General features: G+C 59.3%; 22 protein-coding genes, 1 tRNA gene and 3 pseudogenes. 13 read left to right on the forward strand and 13 right to left on the reverse strand.

The genetic code is table 11. From position 1 onward, the window contains the following. Nucleotides 1-237: 237 nt before the first annotated feature. From ESO89_RS07415 to ESO89_RS07425, 3 genes are all read left to right on the forward strand, one after another. A tRNA-Arg gene (locus tag ESO89_RS07415) sits at nucleotides 238-312 on the forward strand. A gap of 113 nt (nucleotides 313-425) precedes the next feature. Then, nucleotides 426-1,955, forward strand: coding sequence for a TROVE domain-containing protein (locus ESO89_RS07420; protein WP_128904910.1), 1,530 nt, complete (start codon nucleotides 426-428; stop codon nucleotides 1,953-1,955). Nucleotides 1,956-2,115: 160 nt separating this feature from the next. After that, a complete protein-coding gene (locus tag ESO89_RS07425) occupies nucleotides 2,116-2,796 on the forward strand; it encodes a nucleotidyltransferase domain-containing protein (RefSeq protein WP_128904911.1) in 681 nt (226 codons plus the stop codon). A gap of 269 nt (nucleotides 2,797-3,065) precedes the next feature. Here the strand turns inward: ESO89_RS07425 and ESO89_RS07430 are convergent, their stop codons facing one another. The 3 genes from ESO89_RS07430 to ESO89_RS07440 are packed head-to-tail and all read right to left on the reverse strand — an operon-like array spanning nucleotide 3,066 to nucleotide 4,700. Then, a complete protein-coding gene (locus tag ESO89_RS07430) occupies nucleotides 3,066-4,139 on the reverse strand; it encodes an RNA ligase family protein (RefSeq protein WP_128904912.1) in 1,074 nt (357 codons plus the stop codon). A 27-nt stretch (nucleotides 4,140-4,166) separates the two neighbouring features. After that, entirely contained in the window at nucleotides 4,167-4,433 is a 267-nt protein-coding gene (locus ESO89_RS07435) for a hypothetical protein (RefSeq protein WP_128904913.1), read from the reverse strand. Between the two features lie 15 nt (nucleotides 4,434-4,448). Beyond that, nucleotides 4,449-4,700: a hypothetical protein gene (locus tag ESO89_RS07440; RefSeq protein ID WP_128904914.1), complete on the reverse strand. Its 252-nt coding sequence runs from the start codon at nucleotides 4,698-4,700 to the stop codon at nucleotides 4,449-4,451. 247 nt (nucleotides 4,701-4,947) lie between these two features. Here ESO89_RS07440 and ESO89_RS07445 point away from each other — a divergent pair, with 247 nt between their 5' ends. From ESO89_RS07445 to ESO89_RS07460, 4 genes and pseudogenes are all read left to right on the forward strand, one after another. Continuing rightward, a complete protein-coding gene (locus ESO89_RS07445) occupies nucleotides 4,948-5,472 on the forward strand; it encodes a winged helix-turn-helix domain-containing protein (protein WP_128904915.1) in 525 nt (174 codons plus the stop codon). Nucleotides 5,473-5,475: 3 nt separating this feature from the next. Further along, the gene (locus ESO89_RS07450; RefSeq protein WP_128904916.1) at nucleotides 5,476-5,904 is read left to right on the forward strand and encodes a hypothetical protein; all 429 of its coding nucleotides are present in this window, start codon (nucleotides 5,476-5,478) and stop codon (nucleotides 5,902-5,904) included. Nucleotides 5,905-6,006: 102 nt separating this feature from the next. After that, nucleotides 6,007-6,147: a DUF2080 family transposase-associated protein gene (locus tag ESO89_RS07455; RefSeq protein WP_121562418.1), complete on the forward strand. Its 141-nt coding sequence runs from the start codon at nucleotides 6,007-6,009 to the stop codon at nucleotides 6,145-6,147. Nucleotides 6,148-6,150: 3 nt separating this feature from the next. Beyond that, a pseudogene (locus ESO89_RS07460) lies at nucleotides 6,151-7,391 on the forward strand (RNA-guided endonuclease InsQ/TnpB family protein). A gap of 159 nt (nucleotides 7,392-7,550) precedes the next feature. Here ESO89_RS07460 and ESO89_RS07465 read toward each other — a convergent pair. The 6 genes and pseudogenes from ESO89_RS07465 to ESO89_RS07490 form a co-directional block, all read right to left on the reverse strand. After that, nucleotides 7,551-8,924 carry an ATP-binding protein gene (locus ESO89_RS07465; protein ID WP_128904917.1) on the reverse strand — a complete coding sequence of 458 codons (1,374 nt, stop codon included), beginning with the start codon at nucleotides 8,922-8,924 and terminating at the stop codon, nucleotides 7,551-7,553. 215 nt (nucleotides 8,925-9,139) lie between these two features. Then, nucleotides 9,140-11,203, reverse strand: a complete 2,064-nt coding sequence (locus tag ESO89_RS07470) for a hypothetical protein (protein WP_128904918.1) — start codon at nucleotides 11,201-11,203, stop codon at nucleotides 9,140-9,142. A gap of 173 nt (nucleotides 11,204-11,376) precedes the next feature. Next, nucleotides 11,377-13,662: a hypothetical protein gene (locus ESO89_RS07475; protein WP_128904919.1), complete on the reverse strand. Its 2,286-nt coding sequence runs from the start codon at nucleotides 13,660-13,662 to the stop codon at nucleotides 11,377-11,379. A gap of 3,902 nt (nucleotides 13,663-17,564) precedes the next feature. Further along, nucleotides 17,565-17,822 (reverse strand): type II toxin-antitoxin system HicA family toxin, encoded by a 258-nt coding sequence (locus ESO89_RS07480; RefSeq protein WP_128904920.1) that lies wholly within the window; start codon nucleotides 17,820-17,822, stop codon nucleotides 17,565-17,567. A 2-nt stretch (nucleotides 17,823-17,824) separates the two neighbouring features. Then, on the reverse strand, nucleotides 17,825-18,100 hold the full coding sequence (locus ESO89_RS07485) for a type II toxin-antitoxin system HicB family antitoxin (RefSeq protein ID WP_080508760.1): 276 nt from the start codon (nucleotides 18,098-18,100) through the stop codon (nucleotides 17,825-17,827). Between the two features lie 237 nt (nucleotides 18,101-18,337). Then, nucleotides 18,338-19,006, reverse strand: a pseudogene (locus tag ESO89_RS07490) (RNA-guided endonuclease InsQ/TnpB family protein); the annotation flags it as partial. Between the two features lie 119 nt (nucleotides 19,007-19,125). Here ESO89_RS07490 and ESO89_RS07495 point away from each other — a divergent pair. Continuing rightward, complete coding sequence (locus ESO89_RS07495; RefSeq protein ID WP_128904921.1) at nucleotides 19,126-20,400, forward strand: IS4 family transposase; 1,275 nt, start codon at nucleotides 19,126-19,128, stop codon at nucleotides 20,398-20,400. Here ESO89_RS07495 and ESO89_RS07500 read toward each other — a convergent pair. Beyond that, nucleotides 20,375-20,989 carry an RNA-guided endonuclease InsQ/TnpB family protein gene (locus ESO89_RS07500; protein WP_241686157.1) on the reverse strand — a complete coding sequence of 205 codons (615 nt, stop codon included), beginning with the start codon at nucleotides 20,987-20,989 and terminating at the stop codon, nucleotides 20,375-20,377. The genes ESO89_RS07495 and ESO89_RS07500 overlap by 26 nt on opposite strands. Nucleotides 20,990-20,995: 6 nt before the next feature. Then, nucleotides 20,996-21,217 (reverse strand): AbrB/MazE/SpoVT family DNA-binding domain-containing protein, encoded by a 222-nt coding sequence (locus tag ESO89_RS19275; RefSeq protein ID WP_321167786.1) that lies wholly within the window; start codon nucleotides 21,215-21,217, stop codon nucleotides 20,996-20,998. Here ESO89_RS19275 and ESO89_RS07510 point away from each other — a divergent pair. Continuing rightward, nucleotides 21,209-22,321 (forward strand): annotated as a pseudogene (locus ESO89_RS07510) (RNA-guided endonuclease InsQ/TnpB family protein); the annotation flags it as partial. The gene ESO89_RS19275 and the pseudogene ESO89_RS07510 sit on opposite strands and share 9 nt — an antisense overlap. Nucleotides 22,322-22,452: 131 nt before the next feature. Next, nucleotides 22,453-22,734: a helix-turn-helix transcriptional regulator gene (locus ESO89_RS07515; RefSeq protein WP_128904922.1), complete on the forward strand. Its 282-nt coding sequence runs from the start codon at nucleotides 22,453-22,455 to the stop codon at nucleotides 22,732-22,734. Between the two features lie 430 nt (nucleotides 22,735-23,164). Here the strand turns inward: ESO89_RS07515 and ESO89_RS07520 are convergent, their stop codons facing one another. Beyond that, on the reverse strand, nucleotides 23,165-23,650 hold the full coding sequence (locus tag ESO89_RS07520; RefSeq protein ID WP_128904923.1) for a hypothetical protein: 486 nt from the start codon (nucleotides 23,648-23,650) through the stop codon (nucleotides 23,165-23,167). 134 nt (nucleotides 23,651-23,784) lie between these two features. Between ESO89_RS07520 and ESO89_RS07525 the strand changes: the two genes are divergently transcribed. Next, nucleotides 23,785-25,026 (forward strand): RNA-guided endonuclease InsQ/TnpB family protein, encoded by a 1,242-nt coding sequence (locus ESO89_RS07525; protein ID WP_128904924.1) that lies wholly within the window; start codon nucleotides 23,785-23,787, stop codon nucleotides 25,024-25,026. Here ESO89_RS07525 and ESO89_RS07530 read toward each other — a convergent pair. Further along, the gene (locus tag ESO89_RS07530; RefSeq protein ID WP_128904925.1) at nucleotides 24,956-25,291 is read right to left on the reverse strand and encodes a hypothetical protein; all 336 of its coding nucleotides are present in this window, start codon (nucleotides 25,289-25,291) and stop codon (nucleotides 24,956-24,958) included. The two genes, ESO89_RS07525 and ESO89_RS07530, sit on opposite strands and share 71 nt — an antisense overlap. 274 nt (nucleotides 25,292-25,565) lie before the next feature. Here ESO89_RS07530 and ESO89_RS07535 point away from each other — a divergent pair, with 274 nt between their 5' ends. Both ESO89_RS07535 and ESO89_RS07540 read left to right on the forward strand, forming a co-directional pair. After that, complete coding sequence (locus tag ESO89_RS07535) at nucleotides 25,566-25,796, forward strand: DUF7860 family protein (protein ID WP_128904926.1); 231 nt, start codon at nucleotides 25,566-25,568, stop codon at nucleotides 25,794-25,796. Between the two features lie 226 nt (nucleotides 25,797-26,022). After that, a partial coding sequence (locus tag ESO89_RS07540; RefSeq protein WP_128904927.1) for a nicotinate-nucleotide--dimethylbenzimidazole phosphoribosyltransferase family protein occupies nucleotides 26,023-26,808 on the forward strand: 786 nt, incomplete at its 3' end.

Below are 26,808 nucleotides of genomic sequence, written 5' to 3' on the forward strand. Positions count from 1 at the left end.
ACCGTCGAGTCGGAGCGTTGCTTCGCCAGGAACTCGCAGGTTCAAATCCTGTCGGTGGCGTAGTCCATCGAGAACATCCCGGACAAAGAGCGTACGAGAGGACGCTCGACACCGGTCCCGCTCCGACGGTTTTCCGGTCGCCGTGTCGCCAGTGGCCGTCGATCTGGAGCGCTACGTCGATGGCACTCTACGGGTTCGAATCCCGTCGTTCGCTCCAGGAATTGTCCGGCCACTCGTGTTCCCGTAGCTCAGTCAGGACAGAGCTCCGGCCTTCGAAGCCGGGCGTCGCACGTTCGAATCGTGCCGGGAACGTCCAGCCGAGCGATGCGAGGCTGGTTCGGGAAGTTTCTCTCCCGAGACTCGCTGCTCACAGAGCGAGTGGGCAGCTGCGATCGGAGTCGCCTATTGCGACTCCGGGTGATAGGATGGAATTCAACACGCCAAAACAAACGGTCGCGGAGGCAACGCGGACCACCAACTACGAAGGTGGGGAAGCGTTCGAGCCTGCCGACCCCCGACTCGCACTGTACAAGCGCACGATCAACCAGCTGCTGGAGGGCTCGTTCTACGAGACCGATGACGAACAGCTCGCTGCTGTCGTCCGCCAGTTCGATGCCGCCGCAAACGACAACCCGGAGTTCGTCCTGAAGCTCGCGGCCTATGCGCGCCAGGAGCTCTACTTGCGGGACATCCCACAAGTACTGCTCGTGCTGGCAGCCAACGACGACCGATTCAAGGACGACTCCCCCGAGTCGCTCATCCGCGAATGGGCGCCGGCAATCATCCAGCGGATGGACGAGACGGCCACCGCGCTCGCGGTCCACGATCAGCTGTTCGGCGGGACTGCGCCGTGGCCGCTTCGACGCGGGATCGAGGACGCGCTGGTGGAGATGGCCGACGCCTACACGCTGGGCAAGTACGAGCTGTCGCAGCGTGAGGTGACGCTACACGACGTCTTCAACCGCGTTCACCCCACGCCCGTCGACGCTGAGCAGGAAGCACTCTTCGAGCGGTTCATGCGTGGCGGCCTCGACGACTATCCCGACGTCGACCCGGTGCCGGCGCCCAACACGTGGGAGACGGTTATCTCCGAGCGCGGCAACACCCAAGCCGCCTGGGAACTGCTCATCGAGGACGACGAGTACACGCTGCCCATCTTCGCGTCGATCCGGAACCTCCGGAACATGCTCGAAGCCGGCGTTCCGGAGGACACCGTCGTGGATCACCTCGACCTGGAGGCAGTCCGGCACGCGCCGCTGTACCCGTTCCGGTACTACCAGGCCTACACCGCGCTACAAGACGCGGATGTCCAAGCACCGACGGTCGAGCAGTGGCTCGAAGACGCAATTGATGTCGCGGTCGAGACGGTGCCTGGCGGATTCGGCGGTACCTTTGTCGCGGTCGACCTGTCGGGATCGATGGATCAACCGCTGTCCGCGAACAGCACACTCCGATTGAAGGAGATCAGTGCGTTGTTCGGTGCGATCCTGGCCGACCAGGATGCCGACGTCGGCGGGTTCGGAGACGACTTCCAGACCGTTCCGATGCACGTGGACACGCCAGTCCTGCAGCGCCAAGCGGCGGTGTTGGCGATCGACGAGGACGTCGGGAATTCGACGAACGGCTGGAAGGCGATCAAGCACCTCCACGACCGAGGGGATGCTGTTGAACGTATCGTCGTCTTCACCGATATACAGATCTGGGACAACACGCCGTTCACAGCCCGCAATTCCCAGACGGTCAAGGAGTCGTTCGATGCGTATCGGGACGAGGTGTCTGCGGACACCGCGCTGTATCTCGTCGATCTCGCGGCCTACGGCGACCTGGTGACGCCAGAAGGCTACGAGAACGTCTACAACATCTCGGGGTGGTCGGAAAACGTTCTCTCGTTCATCGAACACGCCGAGAATCCGAAGCAAATCATCGATGAGATCGGTGCATTCGAGCCAATCTAGCCCTGTCCGTATCTTTTGTCTAAACACGGACGCCCCGCGCCACCGTGCGCGGGGTACTTCACTCCGAGTCGTTCTCGTCGTCGTCCACCACGTACGGGTGCCACCTGGGTAGCAAGACGAGACACCAAGACTTTTCTACAATTGAATCGTCTAACAGATCATGACTGCTAAAACAGTTCAAACAGAGGAGACATATATTCGGCTCCCTATCCCCCTTGGAGATCCCGACGCATTCCGATACGGAGCAACGGCAGACATCGTACACCTTCTTGTCGATAATCCAGATCGGGAGTTCACTAACCGTGAACTTCACCGCGTGACAGAACGAGGACTGAGTGGTGTGAACGCTGCCGTTGATGTGCTTGAATCACTTGGCGTAGTTAGTGTCGACCGATCTGGCCGAGCAAATGGAGTTCAAATCGATCCGTCGATGCTCGTCAAAGCAGACGATCCGATAACAACGATCCCACAAGCAGAGTATCACGAGCCAGTCAGGACAATTGTTACCGAACTCAACGAACAGCTTAGTCAAGACATCGGTATCGTTCTGTTTGGGAGCGTGGCGCGAGGCACCGCTGATCGGACGAGTGACATTGACTTGTTCGTTGTTGTCGATGAAAATCGAAGACAAGCCCAGCGTGAGGCTCACCGCATTGAACGTGAGATTGCCAACACGTCGATTGATGGCGATCGGTATGAGGCACACATTATCGTCGAACCCAGCACGTCAGCAGGAAGCCACGATCGAATCGGAGAGATACTTACTGAAGGACTGACGCTTCGCGACTCACCAGCGCTCAAGACGGTGAAACAGGAGGTGTTCCACAGTGGGTCTCACTGAGGTTGTCGACGCTCTCGAGCGCGTTGAACGGCTCGTGGAAGACGGTGAAACAGGGCCGGCACAGGATTCACTCTCTTGGCAGCGGGTTGGTGATGATGCTGACTCTTCGAGCTCGAAACGGACGTGAACGCCCGTCAAGACGAGACCGTGGTGAACCAGTTGATTTCCTCGTCGTCGAATATCAAAGACTGGCACACAGTTCCGGTTCAGCGTGACGCCGTCGAGTGAGATGGACACATCGGCCGTGTCATGCACGCAAGAACGAATTGCTACGAGAGGTGTTGCCAGATCGTCGTCGGGTCGGCGTCGTTCAGTTCGGCGTTCGTCTCCATCTTTCGGAGTTCCGTGACACACCGCTTGGCGACGAGCGGGTAGACATCTGCAGGTGTGAACTCGAAATCAAGTCGCATGATCTCCTGCCAGTGTTCGGCCCAAATATCCTCGACGACCCGCGGGTACAGGTCTTCCACGAGGTGAAGCCCAAACTCGTGACCCTCTTCAATGACGAGTGATCGGACCATCTTTCGGATCCGGGCGGATGTACAGTAAATCGCGACGAACTGTTCAGCACCTGTCTCCGCATCATCCGGATCTTGACCGAACTGCTCACGATTCAATTCTTCGAACGCGTTGCGGACCACTTTGACGCGGCGGTCGTGGCTGTCACTACGGATGACGACGCCCTCCGCACGGACATCGCCGGCAAGCGACGACCGTGGAACGGTGTAGTTCTCGGGATCGAACGTAGTCGTCTCGGCGAGGATTGCCGCAGGAACGAACGCGCGATCAGGGGATGCGTTCTCGATCCGGACCCGGTCAAAGATGCGCCAAGCCGCCTTGATCGGGAGGAATCCCTCGAAAGTCTCGGCGTATGGACTTCCTGGTGGCGTCATCGAGTCGATGGCCGCGTACGGAAGGATGTCGAAGCCAACCAGTGCGGGGAGATCGCGTTCGGTGTATCCGTAGTCCAGCGTCGAGTACACCAGGTTCTCTGCGTACACGATGAGCGGGCTGCCGTGTTCGTCGTGGGATCGACGGAGAGCATCCACGTCGATCCCGTCACGGAGACACCGGACGGCTCGGTGAAGTGCCCCGTCGATATCCTCGAGATCGTCGCGATGACTGCCCATGATCGAGCGCCGCGTCCCGAAGACGAGACTTCCGTCTCCGTTGGCGGTGTTCACGACGGGCTCGGGATAGGACGACGCGTGACGCTCATCATAGAGTGTGAAGCGGAACGAGCTCCCATCGAACTTCTCGAGGACCACCAAGTCCTCAGCATCGAAGAACGACTCCGGGACGACGGGGTGATCGTATCGTGGGATCTTCGGGTATACTTTCATCGGTCAGTGGTAGCGTGTTGTGTACGGTCAGGTATCGCCGTTTACACCCTCACCTCTATCCCACGGTCGAACGACGTCGCCGACAACCGTCCGAAACTCTTCGACAGGAGCGGTACGGACACTCGCGGGTATCGGTCCATAGTCGTCCCACTCCGCAGTATAGCGAACGATTCTCGATCGGAGACAGCCGTCTCCTGCGTCCAGATCGTACGTTTCGAAGATATGGTGGACACCGAACACGAGTACTTCACCGAGTTCGTCGTGGCTGTAGATCGTGTTTTCTGCGAGGTTCATGTGCGTTCGAGGCGTCTATTCGCGCTCCGTATCCGGGCGATCGATACCGTCTTCGAGATCAGCGAGATCGCGTTCGAGTCGATCGATGTGCGTTTCGAGGTCGTCGACGCTCATCAGGGCGAGACGAAGGAACGCCGCGTCCCGCTCTGGCATCAACGGAAGTTGACTCTCCGATGTTGGCAGGTCGTCTGACTGTCGTGCGCGTTTGCGGACCAGTTCTTCGCGAGCACCGCGCAGTTCTCGACGGAGGAGTTCGTCGTCGTTCATGGGTAGACACACACCGGCGAACAGCCCGCTACGGCCCTGGAAGGGCGGTCGCACGGACCGTCTCACCAAGTGCGTGGCTTTCCGACCAACGCTCGAGCGTTCATGCTAACTTGACCCGAGGGGCATGATAAATGCTTTCTGTCAGTGAATCTGCCGCTCGGCGTCACCGTTCCAGATGTCAGGGCGAATTAAACACAACAATTATTTTTCAGAGAAATATATTATGTCCGAGCTTGAACACGCACGTATGGATTCCGATTCTGATCATGAGACACTCAGTAACGCTCGTGACCAGTGGAAGCGGTCGACGACAGCACTAGAACGGGTCCACCAGACCATTGAACAAACGACATCAGCGAAAACCGCGAGCGACATTGCCGAGGAAGCCCTTGTGAGCGAGCCGACTGCGCGCAAACATCTCAACTCGCTCGTGGAAGTCGGGACGGCGACCGCAATAGAAGACGGAACTGGAACAACGTACACGCGTAACGAGGACACACTCCTCTACCAGCGGATTCGCGACCTCTCGACAGACTACAGTCGAGAGACCCTGATCGAGAAGGTCCAGATAATGAAACAGCGAATTCGGGACTTCGAGGACACGTACGACGCCGTATCCCCAGAAGACCTTGCGACTTCGTTGGGAGACAGTCCTCCTGAAGGTGCATGGGAGGCAGTCTCTGAGTGGCAGACGACTGAACGGAACCTCCATATCGCCCAAGCCGCGATCAACTACAGTCGAGCCCGCGATCTCGGCGCGGCGACACAATGACTGATGGCCGGTGATATCGCTGGCCCTGTTGGACCCGTCGATTCCGTTGTCCTCCGACAGATTCGGGATCTACTCGTGACCGAAGAACCACTTGTCGACTCTGCGGCAATCGATGATCCGGTGAATCCGACTGAACTCGTCGTTGCGTTTTCATCTGGGCTGGACACAGCGGGTCGAATAGAGATTACATGGTGGAAACGTGGAGCATATCGCTATCACTACACGGAACCCGACGGGATTGATTTTCGGTTCGACAACCACCCGAAAACAAACGCGCCCGACGCGCACTTCCATCCACCACCGGACGCCGGAGCTGCTGAACCGTCGTTTCTCGGCGAGGAAACCCAAGTTCAGGTTGTCACTCGAGCAGTGATTAGCAGAATACAGGCGGTAAGCCCCCTTCCTCAAGGAGCGACCAGCGGGAGCGAGTAGGGAGGGGATACACCGCCGTCATCATGTCTCAAACACGTTCGTACTCGCTGCCCAACCACCCCACCGATAGAGTCAAGTTGAAATAGTGTTTAAACACAGATGATGGATAGACACGAAGTAGAAGGCCACGAAGTCATCGAGGGAGAGGTGAAGCCGACCGGCAACGGCGCACACGTTCTCGTTCCGAAGCGATGGCGTGGTGCAGACGTGAAAATCGTCCGAACCTCAGCCCCCGACGAATAGTCAATGCGCTACACCTACAGATTCCGGCTTGATCCCACGCCTGAACAACGTGAGCTGTTGGATCATCACCGAGACACCTGTAGGCAACTCTACAATCACGCACTCAACGAATTTGAGAAAATCCCCGAATCGGCGGGAACACTCACCCAACGAGTACGCCAAGTACGCGATCAGCTCACCGATCTTAAAGTCTGGTGGGATGAACTAAATGACCTCTATTCAACGGTCGCACAAGCCGCTGTCATGCGTATCGAAGACAGCATCAAAGCCCTCTCCCAGTTGAAACAGAACGGCTACAACGTCGGAAGCCTCAACTGGAAGGCTCCCAAGGACTTCCGCAGTTTCACCTACATACAGTCTGGCTTCGAGTTCGATAGTAAGAACGGTCAGACCGTATTGTCGCTGTCGAAACTTGCGGATGTTCCACTCATCAAACACCGCACAATCCCCGACACCAAGACGATCAAACAAGTCACGATTAAGAAGGAGCCAACTGGGGACTGGTTCGCTTCATTCGTTGTCGACGGGAAAGAGACACCTGAGAAACCAACCGATCCAGATCGGTGCGTTGGTATCGACGTGGGGATTCTCAAGTATGCCCACGACACCGATGGGTACGCCATCGAAAGTCCCGACTTCAGCGACGAGCGCGAACGATTGGAACGCGCCCAACGCGACCTTTCGCGGAAGGAACACGACTCTACGAATTGGGAGACACAACGACAAATCGTGGCGGAACGCCACGCTGATCTCAAGCGAAAGCGCCGCGACTTTCTCCACAAGCTGTCGAACTACTACGCCACCGAGTACGACTTGGTGGCTGTTGAGGACTTGGATGCGAAAGGGCTGGTCGAACTCCCCAAAAACTCACGAAATCGGGCGGGAGCGGCGTGGGGAACGTTCCTGCGGATGCTCGAATACAAGTGTGAACGTGAAGGGGCGCACTTCGTCGCCGTGAACCGCGCGGGACGACAAAGGAGTGCGCTTCCTGTGGTGTGAAGACTGAGAAACCGCTGTGGATGCGCGAACACTCCTGCCCGGCGTGTGGATTTGAAGCGGATAGGGATGCGAACGCGGCGTGGAACATCCTTTCTCGTGGTCTTGAAGAAGTAGGAGTGGGATACTCCGAATCAACGCCTGTGGAGACTGCGCTCCCTGTGGATACGCCTGTATCTGCAAAGCGCGTCGTGGAAACAGGAAACCCCACCCTCAAGGAGCGAACGGCGTCAGCCGTGAGCGAGTAGGGTGGGGTAGTTCACCCGCTGGCGCGAGGTAGCGATGGAAGAGGAGCCTCTGGACATTCTCAACGTGGATACTGGGCGGTGAACCCCTTCCGAGAGCGATGAGAGGTCGCTGAGCTCAACGAACTTCCTCAAAAACGGGAACCCAGCGATGAGCGAGTGTCACTCAAACAGGGCAGCCAGTCCGTCAAGCCCGTACAGAGACACGTCAGGACGCTCGTCAGCGACTGCCTGTAACTCGTCGGTGAACCCAGCACGCGAAAAGAGGACATAGTTCACCGTCCGATCATCTCCGTGCCACCGAACGTCTGACTCAAGTGCTGTGAGATCATCGAATACTGCGCAGCCGATCGGTGCGGACGTCCACTTACACTCGCCGAGTAACAGGGTGTCCGTGTGTTGGTTGAGGCCGACGACATCGATCTCCTCGCCGCCGTACCACCAGCGGCCAACGCGCGAGCAGGACACGGGAAACGCGGCCGTCTGAACCGCCTGCTGACAGACCGTCTCGAAGGTTCGACTCGTGTGTGTGGGGAGCGTCTCGGCGATCGCCGCCCGGACTGGTTCTGTTTGTCCCTGCTCAAGCGTTCCCTGATTCGGTGCCACGTACCGGAACCAGAACCGAAGGAAATCATCTGTCAGTCGATACAGTCCACGACCGTCTGGATCTGTGACTGGGTGCTCCTGTTCGAGAATCGCTAACTGTGTGAGGTTTTGGAGGTATCGGGAGAGGCTGCTTGCAGCCTTGCCGATCTCGTTGGCAATATCGGTGACACGGGTCGCGCCACCGGCGATGGCTTCGAGGATCGCCATATACGTTGCGGGCTCACGAAGTTCCTGCCGGAGCAGGAACTCCGGCTCCTCGTAGAGGAACGCGCCTTTCGAGAGAATCGCTTCCTCGATGTTCTCAAAGAGGCGTCGGTCAGTATCGAACTGTTCGAGATACGCGGGCACTCCACCCAAAACACTGTATATCTGGATCTGCGTCTGTAGATCGGTATTGGGGAAGAATACACGAACATCCGCGAACGACAGCGGAGCGAGCTCCCACTGCCCGGTTCGACGACCGTATAATGGGCTCTCGTAGCTCAATACACCCTCTTTCATCATCGAGATCGACGACCCCAACAGCACGAGTGAGATCTCCGTCTCGGCGAGGACGTCGTCGACAATGGTCTGAAACACTGACGGAATGGTCTCGTCATCCGCGACGAGATATGAGAACTCGTCCAGGGCGATGACACAGGGTCCATCAACACGGGAAATAAGATACTGAAACGCCTCCTCGAAGCCGTCGACATCTGGGGGAACATCATCGAATGTTTCGGCACACCGAGCCGCAAATCGCCGCGCGTTGTGACGCGAACCACGCTGATCACACAGATAATAAACCGAAGTTGCTTCCAGATCCTCAAGCGCAGTCGTCACCAGCGTGGTTTTTCCGACCCGACGTCGGCCATAGAGAACCAGTAGCTGTCGTTCTTCCCTTGAGAGATGTGACGTGAGCCACTCCAGTTCATTCTCTCTGTTGATCATTATGTGTGCGATAATATTATCGCGTACATAATATGCGTTCGGGTTCCACACATGCTGGAGACTTAGCCTACACGGCTGAGGGCGACCAGTCGGTGTCGTCGCAGATGATAAGCGTGTTCGGACTACGGCTCGTGGGTTCGGGGCGACAGCTACCGCACACGTTAAGAAAACAAGAAACCACCACCTCACGAACCACACACTAGGGAGGCAGCCAGTCACTCCTCAAGGCCGAGTTCGGACAGCACACGCGAGTCACCAACAAATGACATGTCCGGCGAGGTCACATCGTGAGGCCACCGCCACGTCCGGTTTTTGATCAGATCAAGGGCATTGTTGTCACGAGACTTACGCTCAGCGAACTGCCAGAGCGCCCGGCCAGACTCACGCATCCCGGGGGCTTTGCGTGACGTCTGTGGTTTGTAGATCCGCTCGTTCATCGGCTTGATAAAGTCGGGCTTTTCAATCTCGGTGTAGTCGACAGCGACAGTGTATCGGTCAACAAATGTTTCGTAGGCATTCTTGTACCGTTCACGTTTCCCAGCCGCGTCGCTTTGATCCCAATCAGCAGGGTACTCATTTGGATCAAGCCGCTCGAGTTGGTCGCCGTTACGATACCGAAGGCTACTCCGGGCTAAGTACGCAAGTTGCGTTGGGACAAACGGTCCATGAACCTTCGTCCGGTCGGCAGCACTCGGATCCGATTCGCGGAGGAACTCTTCAAACTCCCATGTTGCGACGCTCTCGTCAACGGACCCAGCGGCAAGCACCTCCCCATCCGGTGTCTCAAGCCGGAGTTCCGGCTCGATCTGTGATGGCGAACGCGCTTCGATATCAGCATCGTCCTTGGCTTCGGCTTCCGGTGGCTCCTGATACCTTAGATACCACTGGGATGACTCGACATCCGGTGGCAACACCGGGGTACTCCCGTCAGTAAGCGTCAGCTCGTCCGACATCGTGTACAGCTGTGCGCCATTGTGAACGTCGGTGTCGGTGACGGGCTCTCGAAGTATTTTGGCGATCGATTGCGCTTTGGACTTATTTTTGGCAACAAAAATGACCTCCATATCATAGTGCGCGGCGCGCGCTGCGTTTGTCAATACATTTGCTGGTTGATCGGTGTTTTCTTCTTCGACTTCAACGAAGTACTCGATCTCGTCTTTTTGTATCCAGATATCAGGCACAGACTCGGTTGCCTCAGTATCGAGTTGCTTGACCGTCCAGCCAGCGTTCGCAAAGTAGTCCGCAACCCAGTCCTCGTTGAGCTGATGTTCCGCTGACCCACGAGTGGCCAGTGTGACCGACTGCTCGTCGTCGTACTGGGTGACGTTTTCGGGCGAAGCGGCCTCCGGATCCGCTGTCTCGCCCGTAGTTGTCGGTACGACGACGGGATTCGTGATCAGCTTGGGCGGATCGATGTAGCCGACGTTCTCCCACGGAGAGTACTTGATTGAGTCAGACACGAGCGCGACGAACGCTCGCACTGTTCGCTTATCAACTGGGATCTTCGTGTAGTAGTTGGCGTACTGGTAGAGATTCTCGAGTTCTTTGTCGGTGTCGTGATACCCGGCATACAGGTCATGACAATCCTTGCGACCGGCAAGGACGCGTCGTGCCGCACGGATGATTTCGACATCATGTTTGTGTCGTGAGACAGCCTCGTAGCGATCGCCAGAGGTGTCGATATCGAAATACCGTGTCGCATCGAGATCAAAGTTCGAGCGAATCCGATTCGTTTGGTCGTCATAGTACGTGCTAAGATCGACTCGCTCACCAGTATCGAGATGTTCGGCGAAATCGTGTTCGGTGGCAAGTCCGTAGTTGGGCCGATAAACGGCAAGCCGCTGTGAGAGTTCGAATGTGGAGTTATCCCCCCGAGAAATAATTGTCTGTAGCAGATAGGGGATATCCTTGTCGTTGAGATCGCTGATGAGTTCGACGACACCGTGTGGATTCCGCTGTGCTAACGGTAGCAGATCGGGACTTTCCCGAACCGCAAGCCGACACGTCGGCCGAATGGTTGCTTCAAGCGGTGACAGATCGACAGCACACCGATCGTAGCCGTACCCATACGGCTTGACGAGATGCTCTTTACACGCCGATTCAAGCGCCCCAGTCGCCGCGCTCGCTTCGTCGTGAGTCACCGATGTTGAAGTGCCAAATTGGTCAACCTGGGTCTGGCCGGGGTCATCAAGATCATCGTCTTCATCTGGTTGGGCTTGGACCGTCGAATCAATCGGGTGAAGCACCCATTCTTGATGCGGTGCTGCCGGCCATGACAACAACTCAAGCCGCCGGAGTTTGGTGTTTGAAAACGCCGATCGGATCACCGACGCAAGCGGGTGACTCTGCGCCGGTGGCGTTCCATCAGTGCGTTCCGGTGGCCGCAATCGGAGACAGCCGACGCGGGGCCACTGTGAGTAAATCGCTACGTCGTCCGCGGCAGATGGGTCTGTCATTTGTAATCAGGATCAATCGCAAGGGTCTCTGCAAGCGATGCTGTCGGCGTCCCGGCCGCCGTCGCGTCAGCAAACGGAGCGGCCGGCCGATCCGCTGTCGTGTCCGGGTAGATCCACCCACGTTGGGTGAGCGTCATGGTGTCGGCCTTCTTGAGTGCTGAGTCGAAACTGACTGGCCCAGTGATCCGGCGTGAGAGTTCTGTCACCAGCCGCTTGAGCTTCGCGTGTGACACCACCGTGGCCGACTGTGGCCACAACAAGCGGCGACACGCAGTCGCGATCGTTGACGCTGTCAGCGTCGTCTCAGCCTGACACGTGTACGTGGTGACGAATTCTTCGAGAGCCGTTTCGAGTGACTCCTCGTATCTCCCGAACCGCCGGCGTGGATCAACCACCGACGGGCCCGGAGGCCCGAGTGAGAGACACGTCGCGCGTGGACTCCACCAGCGCCGCGCGGGGACAGCTGGCAACGGGATCGACCGATACTCGGCAGCGAGCGCAGCTGGCGTGTCGTACTGATCGCGAGCGACGCCATCGGTCGTCCGCACAACCGGCGACGAGTCTGGGTCGACCCATCGTAGCGGGGTCGAGGGGTCATCGAACGGGACTGTCGGTCGAAGCGGATCCCCCCAGACGGTCCCACTGACGAGACACGCATCAGCGGCATACAACCGAACTGTTCCATCTGGGTCGATCGTCCACTGAAGCGGCATCTCGCGGGGGACGACAGCAACGTGTCCCGACGTGATCCAGTGGCGGGCAGTCCGCGGATACAGCACCGTTTCCGAGTCGGCTGCCTCAACAAACGGCTCTCGCAGGATTGCGGCCGCCCGCTCGGCTGCGGCCTGCGTTTCGGTGACGACCGTTATCGCATGCGTCTCGACACCATGCGAGGCGGCCGCAATGAGTTCGCCTGGCGGAACGGTGCCATCATCATCAACTACAAGACTACTCGGGTCACCGTCTGGCGGTCGCCGTTCAGCGATCGCCCACGGCGTATCAACACCAAGCGTCGCAGCCAACGACAGCGAATCCCCGTATTCACGAAGCCGCTTGATCGCCCGCCGTGTCACGGCCGGCGCTGCCGGCCCCAACTCCCCGGCTCGCAGCGACGGTGTCGGCCAGTCAGCCGTCGTCGCCGGCGCTGGGGTCCAGAGGTGAGACGACGACTCATCACCAGCCGGCGCGCGTGGGTGATGCCCAGCCGTTTCATCGGTCCCGGGGGCGGCTCGAAGCAACGCGAGCGGCTCAAGAATGGGTGGCCGCCGATCGAAGTCGTGTTGGGTGTCCCACGCCGACGTCTCATACCCCCAGACGAGTCCCAGCATGCTCGTCAGTGACGCAGCCTCAACTTCGAGTGTCGGTGAATACTCGAGGGCGTCGTACTGGTCGGTAAGCGGCTGTGGATCCCCAAGCGTTCCGAGCAATCGCTGATACTCCAGTTGTTGGGTACAAAGATCAACCAACGTGCTCGCAGCCGTACCAGCCCCGGGCTGGCGGTGAAGCGTCGGGTGACACGGGGACTGGCTGGCCCACGTCTTGGGGTCCCACCCATCCTCGGTCAACAACTCCCACGGTGACGTGATCGCGTCGGTGTCGTACTGCGCTGCGAGCGACGGCGCAGTGTCCCGCTTGCTGTGGCGTGCGAGATCGCGCCGTTGGAGCGTGCGTGCCTGCGGGGAGAACTGCCCAACCTGTTGTTCGACGTGGTAGGTGCCCGACCCAGTCGGCGCGATAATCGTGCGCGCAACGTGCGGGACCGACCGCTCAAGCAGCCCGTCGAGATACGTCGCCAGATGGCTCTGTGAGCCAGCTCGATCGACTGCGATCGGCGCCTCCGCATCGGTCACCAGTCGGGTCGTGAGTGTCTGTGTCCGGCCGAGCGGCGTTGGATCGCAGGTGACGATTTCGACACCGACCCGATCAACGAGTTGGTCCGCGAGCCACGTCCCAAACCGTACCGTAAGCGTATCGCTATCCTGAACGCTGGCAGAAGTCGTCTCAATCTCCGGGTCCGAGGGAATCGGGAGTGCCGAACCGCGACTGCTGTCCGGGGCTGGACACGCCCGGAGGAGATACTCCTCGTGAGCGAGCCCCCGGTAACACAGGATGTCGATGGCCCGAAGATTCGCCTGGGCAGCGGTACAGATCGTCTCGATTGCCTGTGCCAGCACACCCCCCATCGAATCGGCGATCCGCGCAGCTGGATCGGTGACGCCTGGCGGAATCAGTCGGACCCACTGGGCGTCGGTCTCGGCGGGTGTCTGTGACGCGGTCAGCACTGGTCACCTGTCGCCAGCTGAGCGCGCTGCCTGGTCGCTGCTGGCCGCGGGACCTGTCGGGTGCCGGGACTCGCTCGGGGCTGTCCTAGTGGCCACCGGCGTCGCGGCACCTGGCACTCCCGAGCGTCGCCCGGACGTCGTCGACGCGATCGATGAGCGCGTTCGGGACGTGTCCAGGCCCCCCACGGCGGTGACCCGGTGCGCCGCCGTCGAGCCATTCGCCGTGTCAGGGTGCGACAGCCAGCGTGTCGCCACGCCGCAGGCGACCACGCTCTCTGGCTCGCTCTCGTTGTCGTTCGGGCTGGTGGCGTCTCCTGTACGCCGTCGCGTCGAACGGACGCGTGAGGGCACACTTGTGACGGTCGGGGTCCGTCCGGCGGCTGGCAGCGAGCCCGACGGTACTGGTCGTCGACAGGAGCGGGTACCCGCTCGTCTCCGAGCGTGAGCCCAGTCGCCCACCGGCACCACACCGGCACCACAACTCGTCGTTGTCGCAACATATCGTGTGGTCAGGCGGTCCTCGATACCGCAGTATAAACGGCCGGCCGAGAATATTGATTGTGATAATACACAGCCAGATCTGGGTTGTCGTGTCGGTGATGGAGACCCAATTACGGTGACGGTTACAAGTAGTCTAAATCGACAGCAGGCGCCGAGTTATGGTGACCACAATCCGACTGATAATAAGAATAAGAACGGGAGCAAAAGGGGGACTGGGAAGAGCGGGATTCAGGACGGAGCCGCGCAATAATTTGCGTGACACACACTAAGCATGTGGACGCCGACAGCCGCAACGACAGCCGAGAGACTGCGCGTGTGCTCTTTGTGTGGCCACACGAGTCCAGTATCAATCCAAACCGATCCCACCACGACCCTCGAATCATTGGAGTATTGATCCAAGCCGATCCCGCCACGACCCTCGAATTGTTGGAGTATCGATCCAAACCGATCCCACCACGACCCTCGAATTGTTGGAGTATCGATCCAAACCGATCCCACCACGACCCTCGAATTGTTGGAGTATCGATCCAAACCGATCCCACCACGACCAGCAAACCATTAGAGGATCAATCCGAACAGACTCCGTCGTGAGTCCAGCGCGATCCCGTCATGACCGGTAAGTGATCGAGGTGAGCGTTCGACGTGAGCCCACCGTGATCCCAGAGTAATTCTAGTGTGAGCCCACCGTGATCCCAGAGTAATTCTAGTGTGAGCCCACCGTGATCCCAGAGTACTTTTTGTCTGAACCCACCGAGAGCCCAGAGTAATGCTCCTGTGAACCCACCGAGAGCCCAGAGTAATGCTCCTGTGAACCCACCGAGAGCCCAGAGTAATGCTCCTGTGAACCCACCGAGAGCCCAGGTGTTCCCAGATCGATCCGGGACGTGAGACCAACCTCCCACCACACGCACCACGACGTCGCCTCCGCTCTTGGTATGGCGCCCTTCCGGACGGCCTCGCTGTCGACGTCGTCGTGACGCTTTGTGTACCAGCACAGCACCGTACGATCGATCCGTCACCACCACAGCAACACCGACTGTCCCACGCCGCACAGCTCCCTCACGACCGTGGTGTCCCCCACGACGATCACAACGCAAGGCGCCGTCGTCCCCAGGCCGACATCACGCTCAGCACAACGCCACTAGTCGCCACGCCCATGCTCGCACGACTGAACGACCGCACACACCACACTGAGACACCGCCGTGACCACTGCGACGCACCGAGACGCACGGCTCACCAGCAAACGTCTCTCCCTGAACGAGACCACAGTCCATCCCCCGTTAGGAGATGGGACGCCAGACAGCCACGGCGCACTCGCTCGACAGTGTGTCCCAATTCGCCACCCGATCGCCTGTCGCGTCGATCCATGCCGCTGACTGAAGACATCCCTGAGGGCTCTCCGCTCGATCCGTGTAACCAGATCATGACCCACCCGACCACCGCATTGTCACTCCGTGCGTGCACCAGTAGCGACCCCCTTGTTCCCGACGCCAACAACGATCGCGACACCCCACAGCCACGACGACGACGCCGTCGGTTGGGGAAGCGCCCAGCACGACGCCACACGACACACAACAGTTTCACCCACCCTCGATTCAGTCGCACCCGTCGGCTCGCACCGTCACTCGGGACGGCTGACTCGCGTCTGGCCACCGCCCGTGCGGCCGATACCACATATCTCGACCCGCAGGAGACTGACAATCGCTCGGTGAACACGTCCGTGGTTCCTTATCGCGCCCTCCTCGTGGCCTACGTCTGAGGGCTCCAGTTGGACACAACACACACCGGTGACAGCTGAGTTGCGCTCACGGTGTGGCCCCAGCAGCGCCGCCCCACAGCGGCTCGCAGCGAGTCGGGCGCAACGATTGCCACCAAGCAGTGAATCCCTCACGGCGCCATCTCGAAGCGGGGTCATGTTATCGCTCCCCGCCGTTCGAGGGCTCGCTATCTTGAAGCCGACTGGGTGATCGCTTGTGTGAGACTCACCAAGTCAGTTGTTGTGCGTACCCGCTTCCGTCCGGAGGCGTATCCGTTGGCTGAGACAGACTTCGTCGCGCCCGGACCCATAGATCCGTCCGCCCTCGGGCACGCCCGTCGATTCTCTATCGCCGGACCAGCCGCTGGTGAAGCAACGACTCGCCGTTCCCAGCCGCAAGACCAGTTGGTCCCGACCGCAGGCCCACTCGTTCCCCACGCAAGACACCCCGTTCCGGGAAGAACAACTCCCCGTTTCCCAACGCAAGACACCACGTTCCCCAACGCAGGACAGGCGCTTCCTCAACGCAAGACACCACGTTCCCCAACGCAGGACAGGCGCTTCCTCAACGCAAGACACCACGTTCCCCAACGCAGGACAGACAGTTCCCCAACGCAGGACACCACGTTTCCTACCGCAGGACAGACAGTTCCCCAACGCAAGACTCCCTGTTTCCTACCGCAGGACACAGCTTCCCCAACGCAAGACTCCCCATTCCCCAACGCAGGACATCTTGTTTCCCAACGCAAGACACTACGTTCCTGAAAGAACAACTCTCTGTTCCCCAACGCAAGACATCTCGTTTCCTGCCGCAAGACACCGCGTTCCTGAAAGAACAACTTCCTGTTCCCCAACGCAGGACACCACGTTTCCTCCCGTAGGACGCCCGCCTGCTCGATGAAGAAGTCTCATGTCCTCGCGACAGACCACCAGTTGCTACTCGGGACTGTCCGTTTGCTTCCAGACAATCACCCTGCTTCCCGGCGTGGCATCGTCTGTTGGCTGCCACCGGATCGCAGGTCTCCTGAGAGGCGTGTCTGATGGAGCGATATTACAGCCGTCTCACCAGGCTGTGGCGAGCCGCATCACTGTCGGCCTGTGGCTTCCAGTGTGCGTGGCCTTGGTTGGCTGACGACAAGAGGTGAATTGCTACTGAGCAGATCAGACCGGAACCATCCACGTGGGTTCGTCCTCGGTGTGGCTGCCCATGTTGATGCTGCGTCGACTGGTCTCCCCGGGTCTCAGCGCGATGGTCGCTTGCCGATCTGTGTAGTGTATGGGATCGGGTGTCCGTACCGGTCAGTGGTCGCTTGGGCCCCGGTGGGTGGCACCGCCCTATGTTATTCACACGCTCTGTCGGATCCTCTGGGTAGCTCTTTTTTTATTTTTATTATCAGTCGGTTCTTCGACAGAGTAACCCCGCTACGTCTTGCGATTATACTGCTTATTGTCCGTAATTTAGAACTTCAGCTAAGCGGTCTAAGTATAATCGTGTCGGTAATCGGGTGTGATGGCAACGCTACCGTATTTTTGTGAATTATTCTATTTAAATTTGAATGAGGGGCTCCGTTGAAATCCTCAGAAAGTGATACGTTCTACTCCGGTTCCGGTCAATACAGGTGACTCAGAAACCTATATCGGTCGTCACCGATTCTCGTCGATCCACTCGCAGAACGCTTCGAAATTCTCCGCACCGGCGTCGTCAGCAATATCATGGAGCGTTCCGATGCTGATTGAGTCGTGGGCCGGAACAATCACGGTACGCGTATCCGTGTTCTCATGGCTTTCTGGTGGGTCCCATCGAAGAATCAGGTGATCCCCTGTGGTACGGACGTGCTGAAATCCACCAACGTTCGCCAGCACTTTGTACACGTCTTCACCGGAAAAATCCCGCGTCACCATTGCTACTGTAAGACATCGGGGATCTCATCGCTCTGTGATTGAGCGACTTCAGGATCAACACCGAGGTCACGTATCTCCTCATCGGTTGGAGGCCGCCCGCCATCACCTTCTACCGCCTCAATGACGGCATCAAGATTGTCAAGTGCTACGTCCCGGCTTTTACCTTGAGCAGTCACGCCGACACGGAGATCACGAGCCGTCCACTGGCCATCTGGGTTCTTCACTAAGCGGATTTCCCGTTCAGGAGGGTCCGAATTCCCAGAATCAGCTCGTGCCATACCTGTCAGTACTTCACCGAGACGCAAAACGCTTCGGGAGACCTACCGTCTCACACAGACCATTGATGCTCGATACGCACTCTTTGTCGACCGGTTGTTTCAGCCGATGATATGTCTGAATAATAGGATTTCAGCAGAGCCGAATGAGAATTTGGATTGCGGTACGTCAAGTGAACGCCTGTGGGCTCAGCCATCGAGATCTGATCCCGTCTAGTAGTTGGTGAACGCACCCCGGGGTCAAGCCCCGGGGCTTCCTGCTTCAACGACGCGCTTTGCATCCACGGCCTCTCGGTGAGGCGTGAACGTAGGGAGCGCAGTCTGCACAGGCGTTGATTCGGACTGTCCCAGCCCTAACTGCCGCAATCCACGAGTGAGAATATTCTTCGCCGCGTTCAAATCACGATCTTCCTTGTGTCCGCACGCAGGGCACGAATGCTCCCGCACCCAGATCGGCTTGGCCGTCTCGACGCCACAAACCGAACACTCTTTTGTCGTCCCGCGAGGTTCAACCGTTTCAACGTGTGTGCCGTGTAATTCACCTTTGTACTCTAACAGTTCGATGAACCGCGACCACGCCGCATCCTGTTTGCTTTTCGCATTTTGGCTGGTTTCCAGCATCGGTTTCACGTCCAAATCCTCCACGGCCACCACATCGTACTTTTTCACGAGCCACGTCGTCAGCTTGTGCTGGAAATCTTCGACCTTCCGCTTGATTTTACGTTTGGCTCGCGCCACCTGTTGGCGTTGTTTCTCCCAATTGTTAGAGCCGTGTTCTTTCCGAGCGAGTTTCCGCTGCTCGCGTGCGTACCGGTCGTACTCATCCGACAGGTCAAGCGTATCCACGGACAGATTTTTCGAGGTGTGGATGTAGTTGGTGATGCCGAGGTCAGCACCCACACAGTCTTCGGGTCATCCGTCTTTAGCTAAGAGACAAACCACGTGACAGCGGCGGCTTATCGAGGCTTCTTTGCGAGAGGAATGAGGAGGTGTCCGCTGTGCACACAGAAACCTCCTCATCGAGAATTATGCGTCGGCTCACTACATTGTTTCCCTCCGAGTTCCTCGAAGAGCACGCCGAGGAACTCGGCGTGGTCGAGCGAGAGGGCAAGCTGCAGATTCCAGTCCTTGTGTGGGCGCTCGTGTTCGGCTTCGCCGCAGGCGAGAGCCGAACACTCGCTGGCTTCAGACGCAGTTACAACTCCACGGCTGACGAGACGATCTCGCCCGGCGGCTTCTATCACCGGTTGACGCCGACGTTGGCAGAGTATCTCCGCGACCTCGTCGAGCGTGGCCTCGACGAGGTCGCTGTTCCCGACGCTGTTGACACTGATATCGACCGATTCAGGGACGTGATGATCGCTGATGGAACGGTGTTGCGGTTGCACGAGTTTCTCTCTGATGAGTTCCAAGCCCGCCACGAGGAGCAGGCTGGAGCGAAGCTCCACCTGCTCCACAACGCCACCGAGCAGATGATTGAACGGATCGACGTAACGGATGAAAAAACGCATGACAGCACGTTGTTCAAGACGGGATCGTGGCTGTGCGAACGGCTGGTGTTGTTCGATCTAGCGTACTTCAAGTACCGCCGGTTCGCGTTGATCGACGAGAACGACGGCTACTTCGTGAGTCGGTTGAAGCAGAACGCGAACCCGGTGATAACGGAGGAATTACGGGAATGGCGCGGTCGCGCCATTCCCGTGGAGGGCGAGCAGATCCAGGATGTAGTCGATGACCTCTCACGGCAGTACATCGACGTGGAGGTCGAAGCGGAGTTCAAGCGCGGACCGTACGAGGGGACGCGGTCGCTGGACACGAAGCGGTTCCGCGTCGTCGGCGTCCGTGACGAGGACGCCGACGACTACCATCTCTATATCACGAATCTACCGCGAGAGGAGTTCTTGCCGGCGGATCTAGCGACGCTGTATCGGTGTCGGTGGGAGGTAGAGACACTGTTCCGTGAGCTGAAAACGCAGTACGAACTCGACGAGTTCGACACGAGCAACCCTGCTGTCGTGGAAATCTTGCTGTACGCGGCGTTGCTGTCGTTGCTGGTGAGCCGTGAGCTGTTGGATCTGGTCACTGAGCAGGCTGATGACGAGCTCGTGTTTCCGCCGGAACGCTGGGCGGCGACCTTCCGGTCGCACGCCCAGCTCATCCTCCACGACCTCGGTGAATACCTCGGCTACTCGCCGCCACCGCTGTTGGAGCGGCTGATCGAAGACGCTCAGAAAATCCACCAGCAACGACCGATCTTACAGGAGACGCTCGCTACCGCTACGCAACCGAGGTGTGAGTCTTAGCTAAAGACGAATGGTCTTCGGGTTTAATCTCACTCAGTGACGGTTTCTCTGGCGTGTCTTCCACGGTGGTGACGAGCGAGACGTACCACTCACCCGTCGATTCTTTTTTGAGGATGACCTCGTCAATCTCGTCTTTGGATGGCACGTTGCGGTCTGCTCGGATCTTGAACCAGCCGATCTTTTCGAGTCGGAGTCGCACGAATCGGTCGTCGCCCGTGTTGTGATCCACGTTCCAGCGACGGGGTTGATTGTACGACACTGAGCGAAATTCGCCTTTGCCTTGCCACTGTAACCTTCCGACGTTGTAGCCGTTTTCTCGACGTTCTTGCAGTGTTTCCAGATCGCTGTGGATCTGAGTGATGGCTTGTTGTGCGGCGTGTCTGGAGGGTTCCGCGAAGGTCGGCCAGCGGTCTGCCCAAGCGGTGAGTTTGTTGTGTTGGTCGTAGTCTGATGGTCGGTCGTTGTAGTCGGAGTTGTAGTAGTCTCGGACAGCGTGGTTGCGGATTTGGCGGAGGATGTCGATGTGGTGCCACGCTTCGCTCTCCACGTCGTCAGGCAGGTACGCGCGAAAACGAAGCGTGTGTTTCACCGTTGGTTAGTCGAGTTTTTCGACGATGAGTTTCAGTTGGTCGCCTTCTTCCAGATCAAGACCGTCTCGGACTTCTTCTGGGATCGTGACGACACCCCGTTGTCGCAGTTTTGGATAGCATTCCATCTGTCCCATACTGAATAATACTGTCTTAGGCATAATAATGCTGTCGGCTTCAACCCCGGGGTCAAGCCCCGGGGCAGTCGCCTCGACCGCCTGTACAAGCATCACGACCGTCTCACCGACTGGAAAGACGAGTTTTCCGTGTTCACAGAGGTTCACTCGAAAGCACTCCAGCGAACCGTTACGCGGTTCTATCAGAACCTCTCGAATCTCTCTGAAAAGAAACGGAATGGTCAGAAGGTCGGGATGCTCAAGTGGAAATCGCCAGCGGAGTTTCAGAGTATGACGTATTCGCAGTCAGGTTTCGAACTCAAAAACACGAGTGGCCGCAACGCGACACTCTGGCTCTCCAAAATCGGTGACATCCCGATCCGCTACCACCGCGAACTCCCAGATAAAGCGGAGATCAAAGAAGTCACGATTAAAAAAGAGACAACCGGTGAGTGGTTCGTCTCTTTCGGTCTCGAAACCGATGAGGCCGATCTACCCGAAAAACCCAACGTAGACGCACTCAACACGAACAACAGCGTTGGAATCGATCTCGGTATCCGCAACTACATCCACACCTCGGACGGGAAAACTGTAGATTGGCTCGATCTCGGAGACGAGTACGAACAACTCCGTCGCAAGCAACGCAAACTCTCTCGCAAAGAGGAAGGGTCAAACAACTACGAGAAACAACGACTGAAGGTTGCGAAGATCAAGCGTCACATCCGGCGGAAGGTGCTGGACTACCAGCACAAACTCACGACGTGGCTCGTCCGCGAGTACGACGCGGTGTTCGTCGAGAACTTGGATGTGAAGGGGATGCTGGAACAGTCGTACAACGCCCGGAACAAGCAGGATGCGGCGTGGCGACAGTTCATCACTCTGCTCGAATATAAAGCCGAGCTGTACGGGACGCACGTGGTTCAAGTCGAAGCGCGGGGCACGACGAAAGAGTGCGCGTCGTGTGGCGTGGAGACAGCGAAACCCATCTGGGTTAGAGAGCATTCGTGTCCCTCGTGTGGGTTTGAATGTGACCGTGACGCGAATGCGGCGATGAACGTCTTGCAGAGAGGCTTTGCTGAATTAGGGCTGGGATGGCCCGAAGATACGCCTGTGGAGACTGCGCTCCCTGCGAACACCCATTCGGTGTCTGCAAAGCGCGTCGTAGAAGCAGGAAGCCCTACCCTCAAGGAGCGAGCGGCGTCAGCCGTGAGCGAGTAGGGTAGTTCACAGACTGTCGAGGCGAATGCCACGGAGCTTGACCCCGAGGCGGTTCACGCGGATGAAGATGTTAGCTGGAGATCATCTTGAAAATCAGTAGTATTTCAAAAGATGAATATAGATAAGAGGTTATGTACGATCTGACTGGCTTTCAACGCGACTTGCTGTACGTAATCGCCGGCCTTGATAACCCCCACGGGCTCGCGATCAAAGACGATCTCGAGGAGTACTACGAAAAAGAGATCCACCATGGGCGGCTCTATCCAAATCTCGACACGCTTGTTGAGAAAGGACTTGTCGAAAAAAGCCAACGTGATCGACGGACCAACGAATACACCATGACTCGTCGAGGCATCAGAGAGATCGAAGCACGGACAGAATGGGAAGCCAAGTATATTGACCTCGACGGGTGACCGAGCTGCTGCGGATCGAGACGAGCGCACCCGGTGGTCCACGGGTACCTCGTGCCATCGTTACAGTGGTAACGAGGCGAAACCCTACCGGCTGTACAGAATATAAGGAGAGTGCCCCAGGACTTGACTCTAAGGTGATTCGTCCGCACTGAGGAAATTACCAAACGAGATTGAGTTGACGGTGCGATCGAAAGTCACGACGCAAAAGGGGAGCGGCGGGAGGCGATCCGCTTTGCCTATTGATCATCCCCCTCAAGGTGGGGGAGGAAAGGGGGACGATCAGGCAAAATATATCACTATATTAACTAAAGCCTTTTGGAATATGTGCCGCTGACCGAGCGGAAGAAAGCAGCGAACCACACCACGTGAATGAGTTACAGATCAGATATGGAGGCTTGGTGAACGGCCGGGTCAGTGATTGAGATCGAAGCTACCGCTCGGAGGCGTACAGCCCGCCGCCGACCAGGACGAGCACGACGCCGAGGGCGGCGACGCCGAGCCCGACGACGAAGCCGCCGAACCCGGGGCCGAAGTCGTCGACGTGGCCGGTCGTGTAGACGCTGTAGAGCGTGTCCCCCTTCCGGATCGCGGTCGGGAGCCGGTCGGCGTAGGGGTCGTTCACCCGGGGGCGGTACCCCTCGCCGTCGGCCGTGGCGTTGTCCAGCAGGGGGTCGACGGTGCGCCGTTCGGCGGCCGACAGCGCCGCGTAGCGGGGCGCGCGCTCGGCGGTGGCGTTTGCGACCCGAGCGATCGAGACGGGCTCGGCGCGGACCGACGAGCCGTTCCCCGTCACGGTCAGGCTGTAGTACCCCTCGGTCCCGGCGTCGGTGTCGCGGACGAACGCGTACTCGTCGGCGATGTCGCGCAGGTCGGCCCGGGCGCCGTCGTCCGCCACCGTCGCCGAGCCGTTCGCCATCGCCGACTCCACCGCGCGGCGGGTGGCGTTTATCGGCGGACAAGGCGAATACCCCGAGGCTTGACCTCGGGGATGAAGCCGACAACTCGTGATACAAACCACTAAATGAACACATCACTAATCAATAGACGGCGATGGAATACAGTCACCGCTACCACGCTTACCCGACACAAGAGGTAGCGGCTGGACTGGAACACCATCTGGATGTTCATCGCCAGCTCTACAACCACGTCCGCTGGAACTACGAACAAGCCCCGGAAGACAATAAGCCGAGTGAGTACGACCAGAACAACAAACTTCCCGACTGGAAGCGAGAGTGGCCCGTCTTCAGTAAACTACACTCGAAGGCCGCCCAAGCCACCGTCGCACGCTTCTATCGGAACCTCTCGAACCTTCGCAAGAAGAAGGAGAAGGGATACAACGTTGGCCGGCTCAAACGGCAATCTCCCACCGATTATCGAAGCGTCACGTACAACCAGTCTGGTTTCGACCTCGATGAAAAGAGGGGCCAAGACAGGTTCGCGTACGTCCGCTTCAGCAAAATCGGTTGGGTGAAGATCCGTTACCACCGCCCGATTCCCGACCACGCCACCATCAAAGAGGTCACGTTCAAGAAGGAGACGACTGGCGAGTGGTTCGTCTCCTTCGGCCTCGAAACCGACGACGCCGATCTCCCCGAGAAACCCGACGTGGAATCGCTGGACGCGAGCAACAGCGTCGGCATCGACCTCGGAATACTCAACTACATCCACACTAGCGATGGCAAAACCGTGGATTGGCTCGACCTCGAAGACGACTACGAGCGACTCGAACGCGAACAGCGTAAGTTATCTCGGAAGGAGAAGGAGTCGAACAACTACGAGAAACAACGAGTCGAAGTTGCCAAACTCAAGCGTCGGATTCGTCGGAAGGTGCTGGACTACCAGCACAAGATAACGACATGGCTCGTCCGGGAGTACGACGCCGTATTCGTCGAAGACCTGAACGTGAAGGGGATGCTTGAACAGTCGCACAACACTCGAAACAAGCAGGATGCGGCGTGGCGACAGTTCATCACCCTGCTCGAATACAAAGCAGAATTGTACGGCAGTCACGTCGTGCAGGTCGAAGCCCGAGGCACGAGCAAAGAATGCGCGTCGTGCGGTGTGGAGACAACGAAATCCATCTGGGTCAGGGAACACTCCTGTCCGTCGTGTGGATTTGAGACGGACAGGGACGCGAATGCGGCGATGAACGTTTTGCAGAGAGGCTTTGCTGAATTAGGGCTGGGATGGCCCGAAGACACGCCCGTGGAGACTGTGACCGCTACGGACACGACTCACTTCGAGTCCGTGTCTGCAAGTCATGTCGTGGAAACGGGAAGCCTCGGGGCTTGACCCCGAGGCGATTCACCGAGCGGTACGTGCCGTCGTCGGAGCGGGCCGCGAGCCGGGCGTCGGAGAGCGTGATCTCGTTGGCGTGTCGGTCGACGAACCGCCGCCGGTCGGCCGCGTCGTCGACGTCGATCGGCTCGGCGGCGAACACCTGGGCGGTCCGGTCGGGCGGGGACGCGGTCGCTGCCGCCCAGCCGAGGTACTGGGGCGCGGGGAGACAGAGCGCCCCGACGACGACGAGCAGGAGGGCCACTCGGCGTCGATCCATGGGGAGAGGCTTCGAGAGTCCGGTTGAAGTGCTTTGTGGGCCAGAACACGAGCCGGGGACGGGCCGCCGGCCGTCGGAGACGGCGGGGCGGTCTCCGATCCGCCGAAAGCCGGTCACCCGTTCGTCGTCCGGCATCCGCCGATTCGCCGGTCACCCCTTCGTCGTCCGGTGTCCGTCGGTCGGCTCGCGCGCCCGACGCCCGCGGGCGACGAGCGTCGGGCGCGAGACTCTCGGAAGAGCAATCCTTTTCAGCTGCTCGGCGAAACCGTCGTGTATGACTGGCCGTTACGGCGATCTGGACTACCCGAAGCTGACCAAGCGGAGCCTCGCGTTCGGCGTCGGCCTCTTTCTGATCGGCGCGGTCGGAGAGGGGCTCATCCACGCGACCGGGATGCAGGTGCCCGGCTGGGAGGAGCGGCTGCTCGTCGACATGGAGTTCCTCGGGACCGCGATCGCGCTCCTCTCCCCGTTCGTCTTCGGGATCTTTCTCCCGCTCACGGAGTAGGCCGTCCTCTCCACCCACAGGCCGTCTCCTTCACCCAGCAGGCCGTCCCCCTGATCGAGCAAGTCGCGGTCGAGCCCCGGGAGGGCAGCGTTCGTCCGGCACCCGATCAATTAAACCCCGCTTGTGCTAATCAACCGCTAGTGGTTGTTATCGACCGGGCGGGCGACGGACGCGATCGACCGGCCCAGAAGTTCCACCGATCGGGGCGGCGAGCCGGGGGCGTAGCGTGACCGACGCGACCCTCGCGGTCGTCGCCGGGACGACCGAGACCGCCGCGATCGACGGGATCAGCGCCGCGGGCGCCGACCCGACGCTGCGGAGACACACCCCGAGCGCCGACCTCGAGATCGTCGCCGACGGCCGGCCCGCTCCCGACTCCGCCGTCCCGGTCAGCCCCTCCGGCTGTCCGACCCCGGCGGTCGTCACGCGGGCCGTGCGCGAACTCGTCGAGGTCGGGTTCGTCGGGGTCGACGCCGGCCTCGCGGTCCCGACCGCGCCGACGGGGGCGTCGGTCCTCGACGCGGGCGCCGCGCCCGGCGGGGACGTGCGCGATCCGGAACCGGTGCCGGACGCGGCGGCGGTTTTCGAACAGGCGCGCGGACTGGTGCCGGCGGCGGTGGGTGGCAGGGAAGCGAACGCGCCCGACGCCGGCGACGCCGACGGCAACGACGACAGCGCCGGCAACGACGCCGGGTCCGAACTCCTCGTCGCCGAGACGATCCCCGGCGGCACGACGACCGCGCTCGGCGTCCTCACCGCGCTCGGCGAGCGCCCGGCGGTCTCCTCGTCGCTGCCGGCGAACCCCCTCGCGACCAAGCGCGCGGTCGTCGAGGAGGGGCTGGCCGAAAGCGGGATCGCCGCCGGCGGGGCGGCCGGCGACCCGATCGACGCGGTCCGGCTGATGGGCGACCCCGTGCTCGCCGCGGCCGCCGGCCTCGTGGTCGGCGCGGTCGAGCGCGTCGTCCGCGTCACGCTCGCGGGCGGCACCCAGCTGGCGGCGGTCGCCGCGCTC

The organism is Halorubrum amylolyticum (assembly GCF_004114995.1).
Taxonomy (GTDB): Archaea; Halobacteriota; Halobacteria; order Halobacteriales; family Haloferacaceae; genus Halorubrum; species Halorubrum amylolyticum.

Coding starts and splice junctions, on each gene's coding strand:
- ESO89_RS07420 (WP_128904910.1), top strand. CDS start 426: ATGGAATTCAACACGCCAAAACAAACGGTCGCGGAGGCAACGCGGACC.
- ESO89_RS07425 (WP_128904911.1), top strand. CDS start 2,116: ATGACTGCTAAAACAGTTCAAACAGAGGAGACATATATTCGGCTCCCT.
- ESO89_RS07430 (WP_128904912.1), bottom strand. CDS start 4,139: ATGAAAGTATACCCGAAGATCCCACGATACGATCACCCCGTCGTCCCG.
- ESO89_RS07435 (WP_128904913.1), bottom strand. CDS start 4,433: ATGAACCTCGCAGAAAACACGATCTACAGCCACGACGAACTCGGTGAA.
- ESO89_RS07440 (WP_128904914.1), bottom strand. CDS start 4,700: ATGAACGACGACGAACTCCTCCGTCGAGAACTGCGCGGTGCTCGCGAA.
- ESO89_RS07445 (WP_128904915.1), top strand. CDS start 4,948: ATGGATTCCGATTCTGATCATGAGACACTCAGTAACGCTCGTGACCAG.
- ESO89_RS07450 (WP_128904916.1), top strand. CDS start 5,476: ATGGCCGGTGATATCGCTGGCCCTGTTGGACCCGTCGATTCCGTTGTC.
- ESO89_RS07455 (WP_121562418.1), top strand. CDS start 6,007: ATGGATAGACACGAAGTAGAAGGCCACGAAGTCATCGAGGGAGAGGTG.
- ESO89_RS07465 (WP_128904917.1), bottom strand. CDS start 8,924: ATGATCAACAGAGAGAATGAACTGGAGTGGCTCACGTCACATCTCTCA.
- ESO89_RS07480 (WP_128904920.1), bottom strand. CDS start 17,822: ATGGTGACGCGGGATTTTTCCGGTGAAGACGTGTACAAAGTGCTGGCG.
- ESO89_RS07485 (WP_080508760.1), bottom strand. CDS start 18,100: ATGGCACGAGCTGATTCTGGGAATTCGGACCCTCCTGAACGGGAAATC.
- ESO89_RS07495 (WP_128904921.1), top strand. CDS start 19,126: ATGCGTCGGCTCACTACATTGTTTCCCTCCGAGTTCCTCGAAGAGCAC.
- ESO89_RS19275 (WP_321167786.1), bottom strand. CDS start 21,217: ATGCTTGTACAGGCGGTCGAGGCGACTGCCCCGGGGCTTGACCCCGGG.
- ESO89_RS07515 (WP_128904922.1), top strand. CDS start 22,453: ATGTACGATCTGACTGGCTTTCAACGCGACTTGCTGTACGTAATCGCC.
- ESO89_RS07520 (WP_128904923.1), bottom strand. CDS start 23,650: ATGGCGAACGGCTCGGCGACGGTGGCGGACGACGGCGCCCGGGCCGAC.
- ESO89_RS07525 (WP_128904924.1), top strand. CDS start 23,785: ATGGAATACAGTCACCGCTACCACGCTTACCCGACACAAGAGGTAGCG.
- ESO89_RS07530 (WP_128904925.1), bottom strand. CDS start 25,291: ATGGATCGACGCCGAGTGGCCCTCCTGCTCGTCGTCGTCGGGGCGCTC.
- ESO89_RS07535 (WP_128904926.1), top strand. CDS start 25,566: ATGACTGGCCGTTACGGCGATCTGGACTACCCGAAGCTGACCAAGCGG.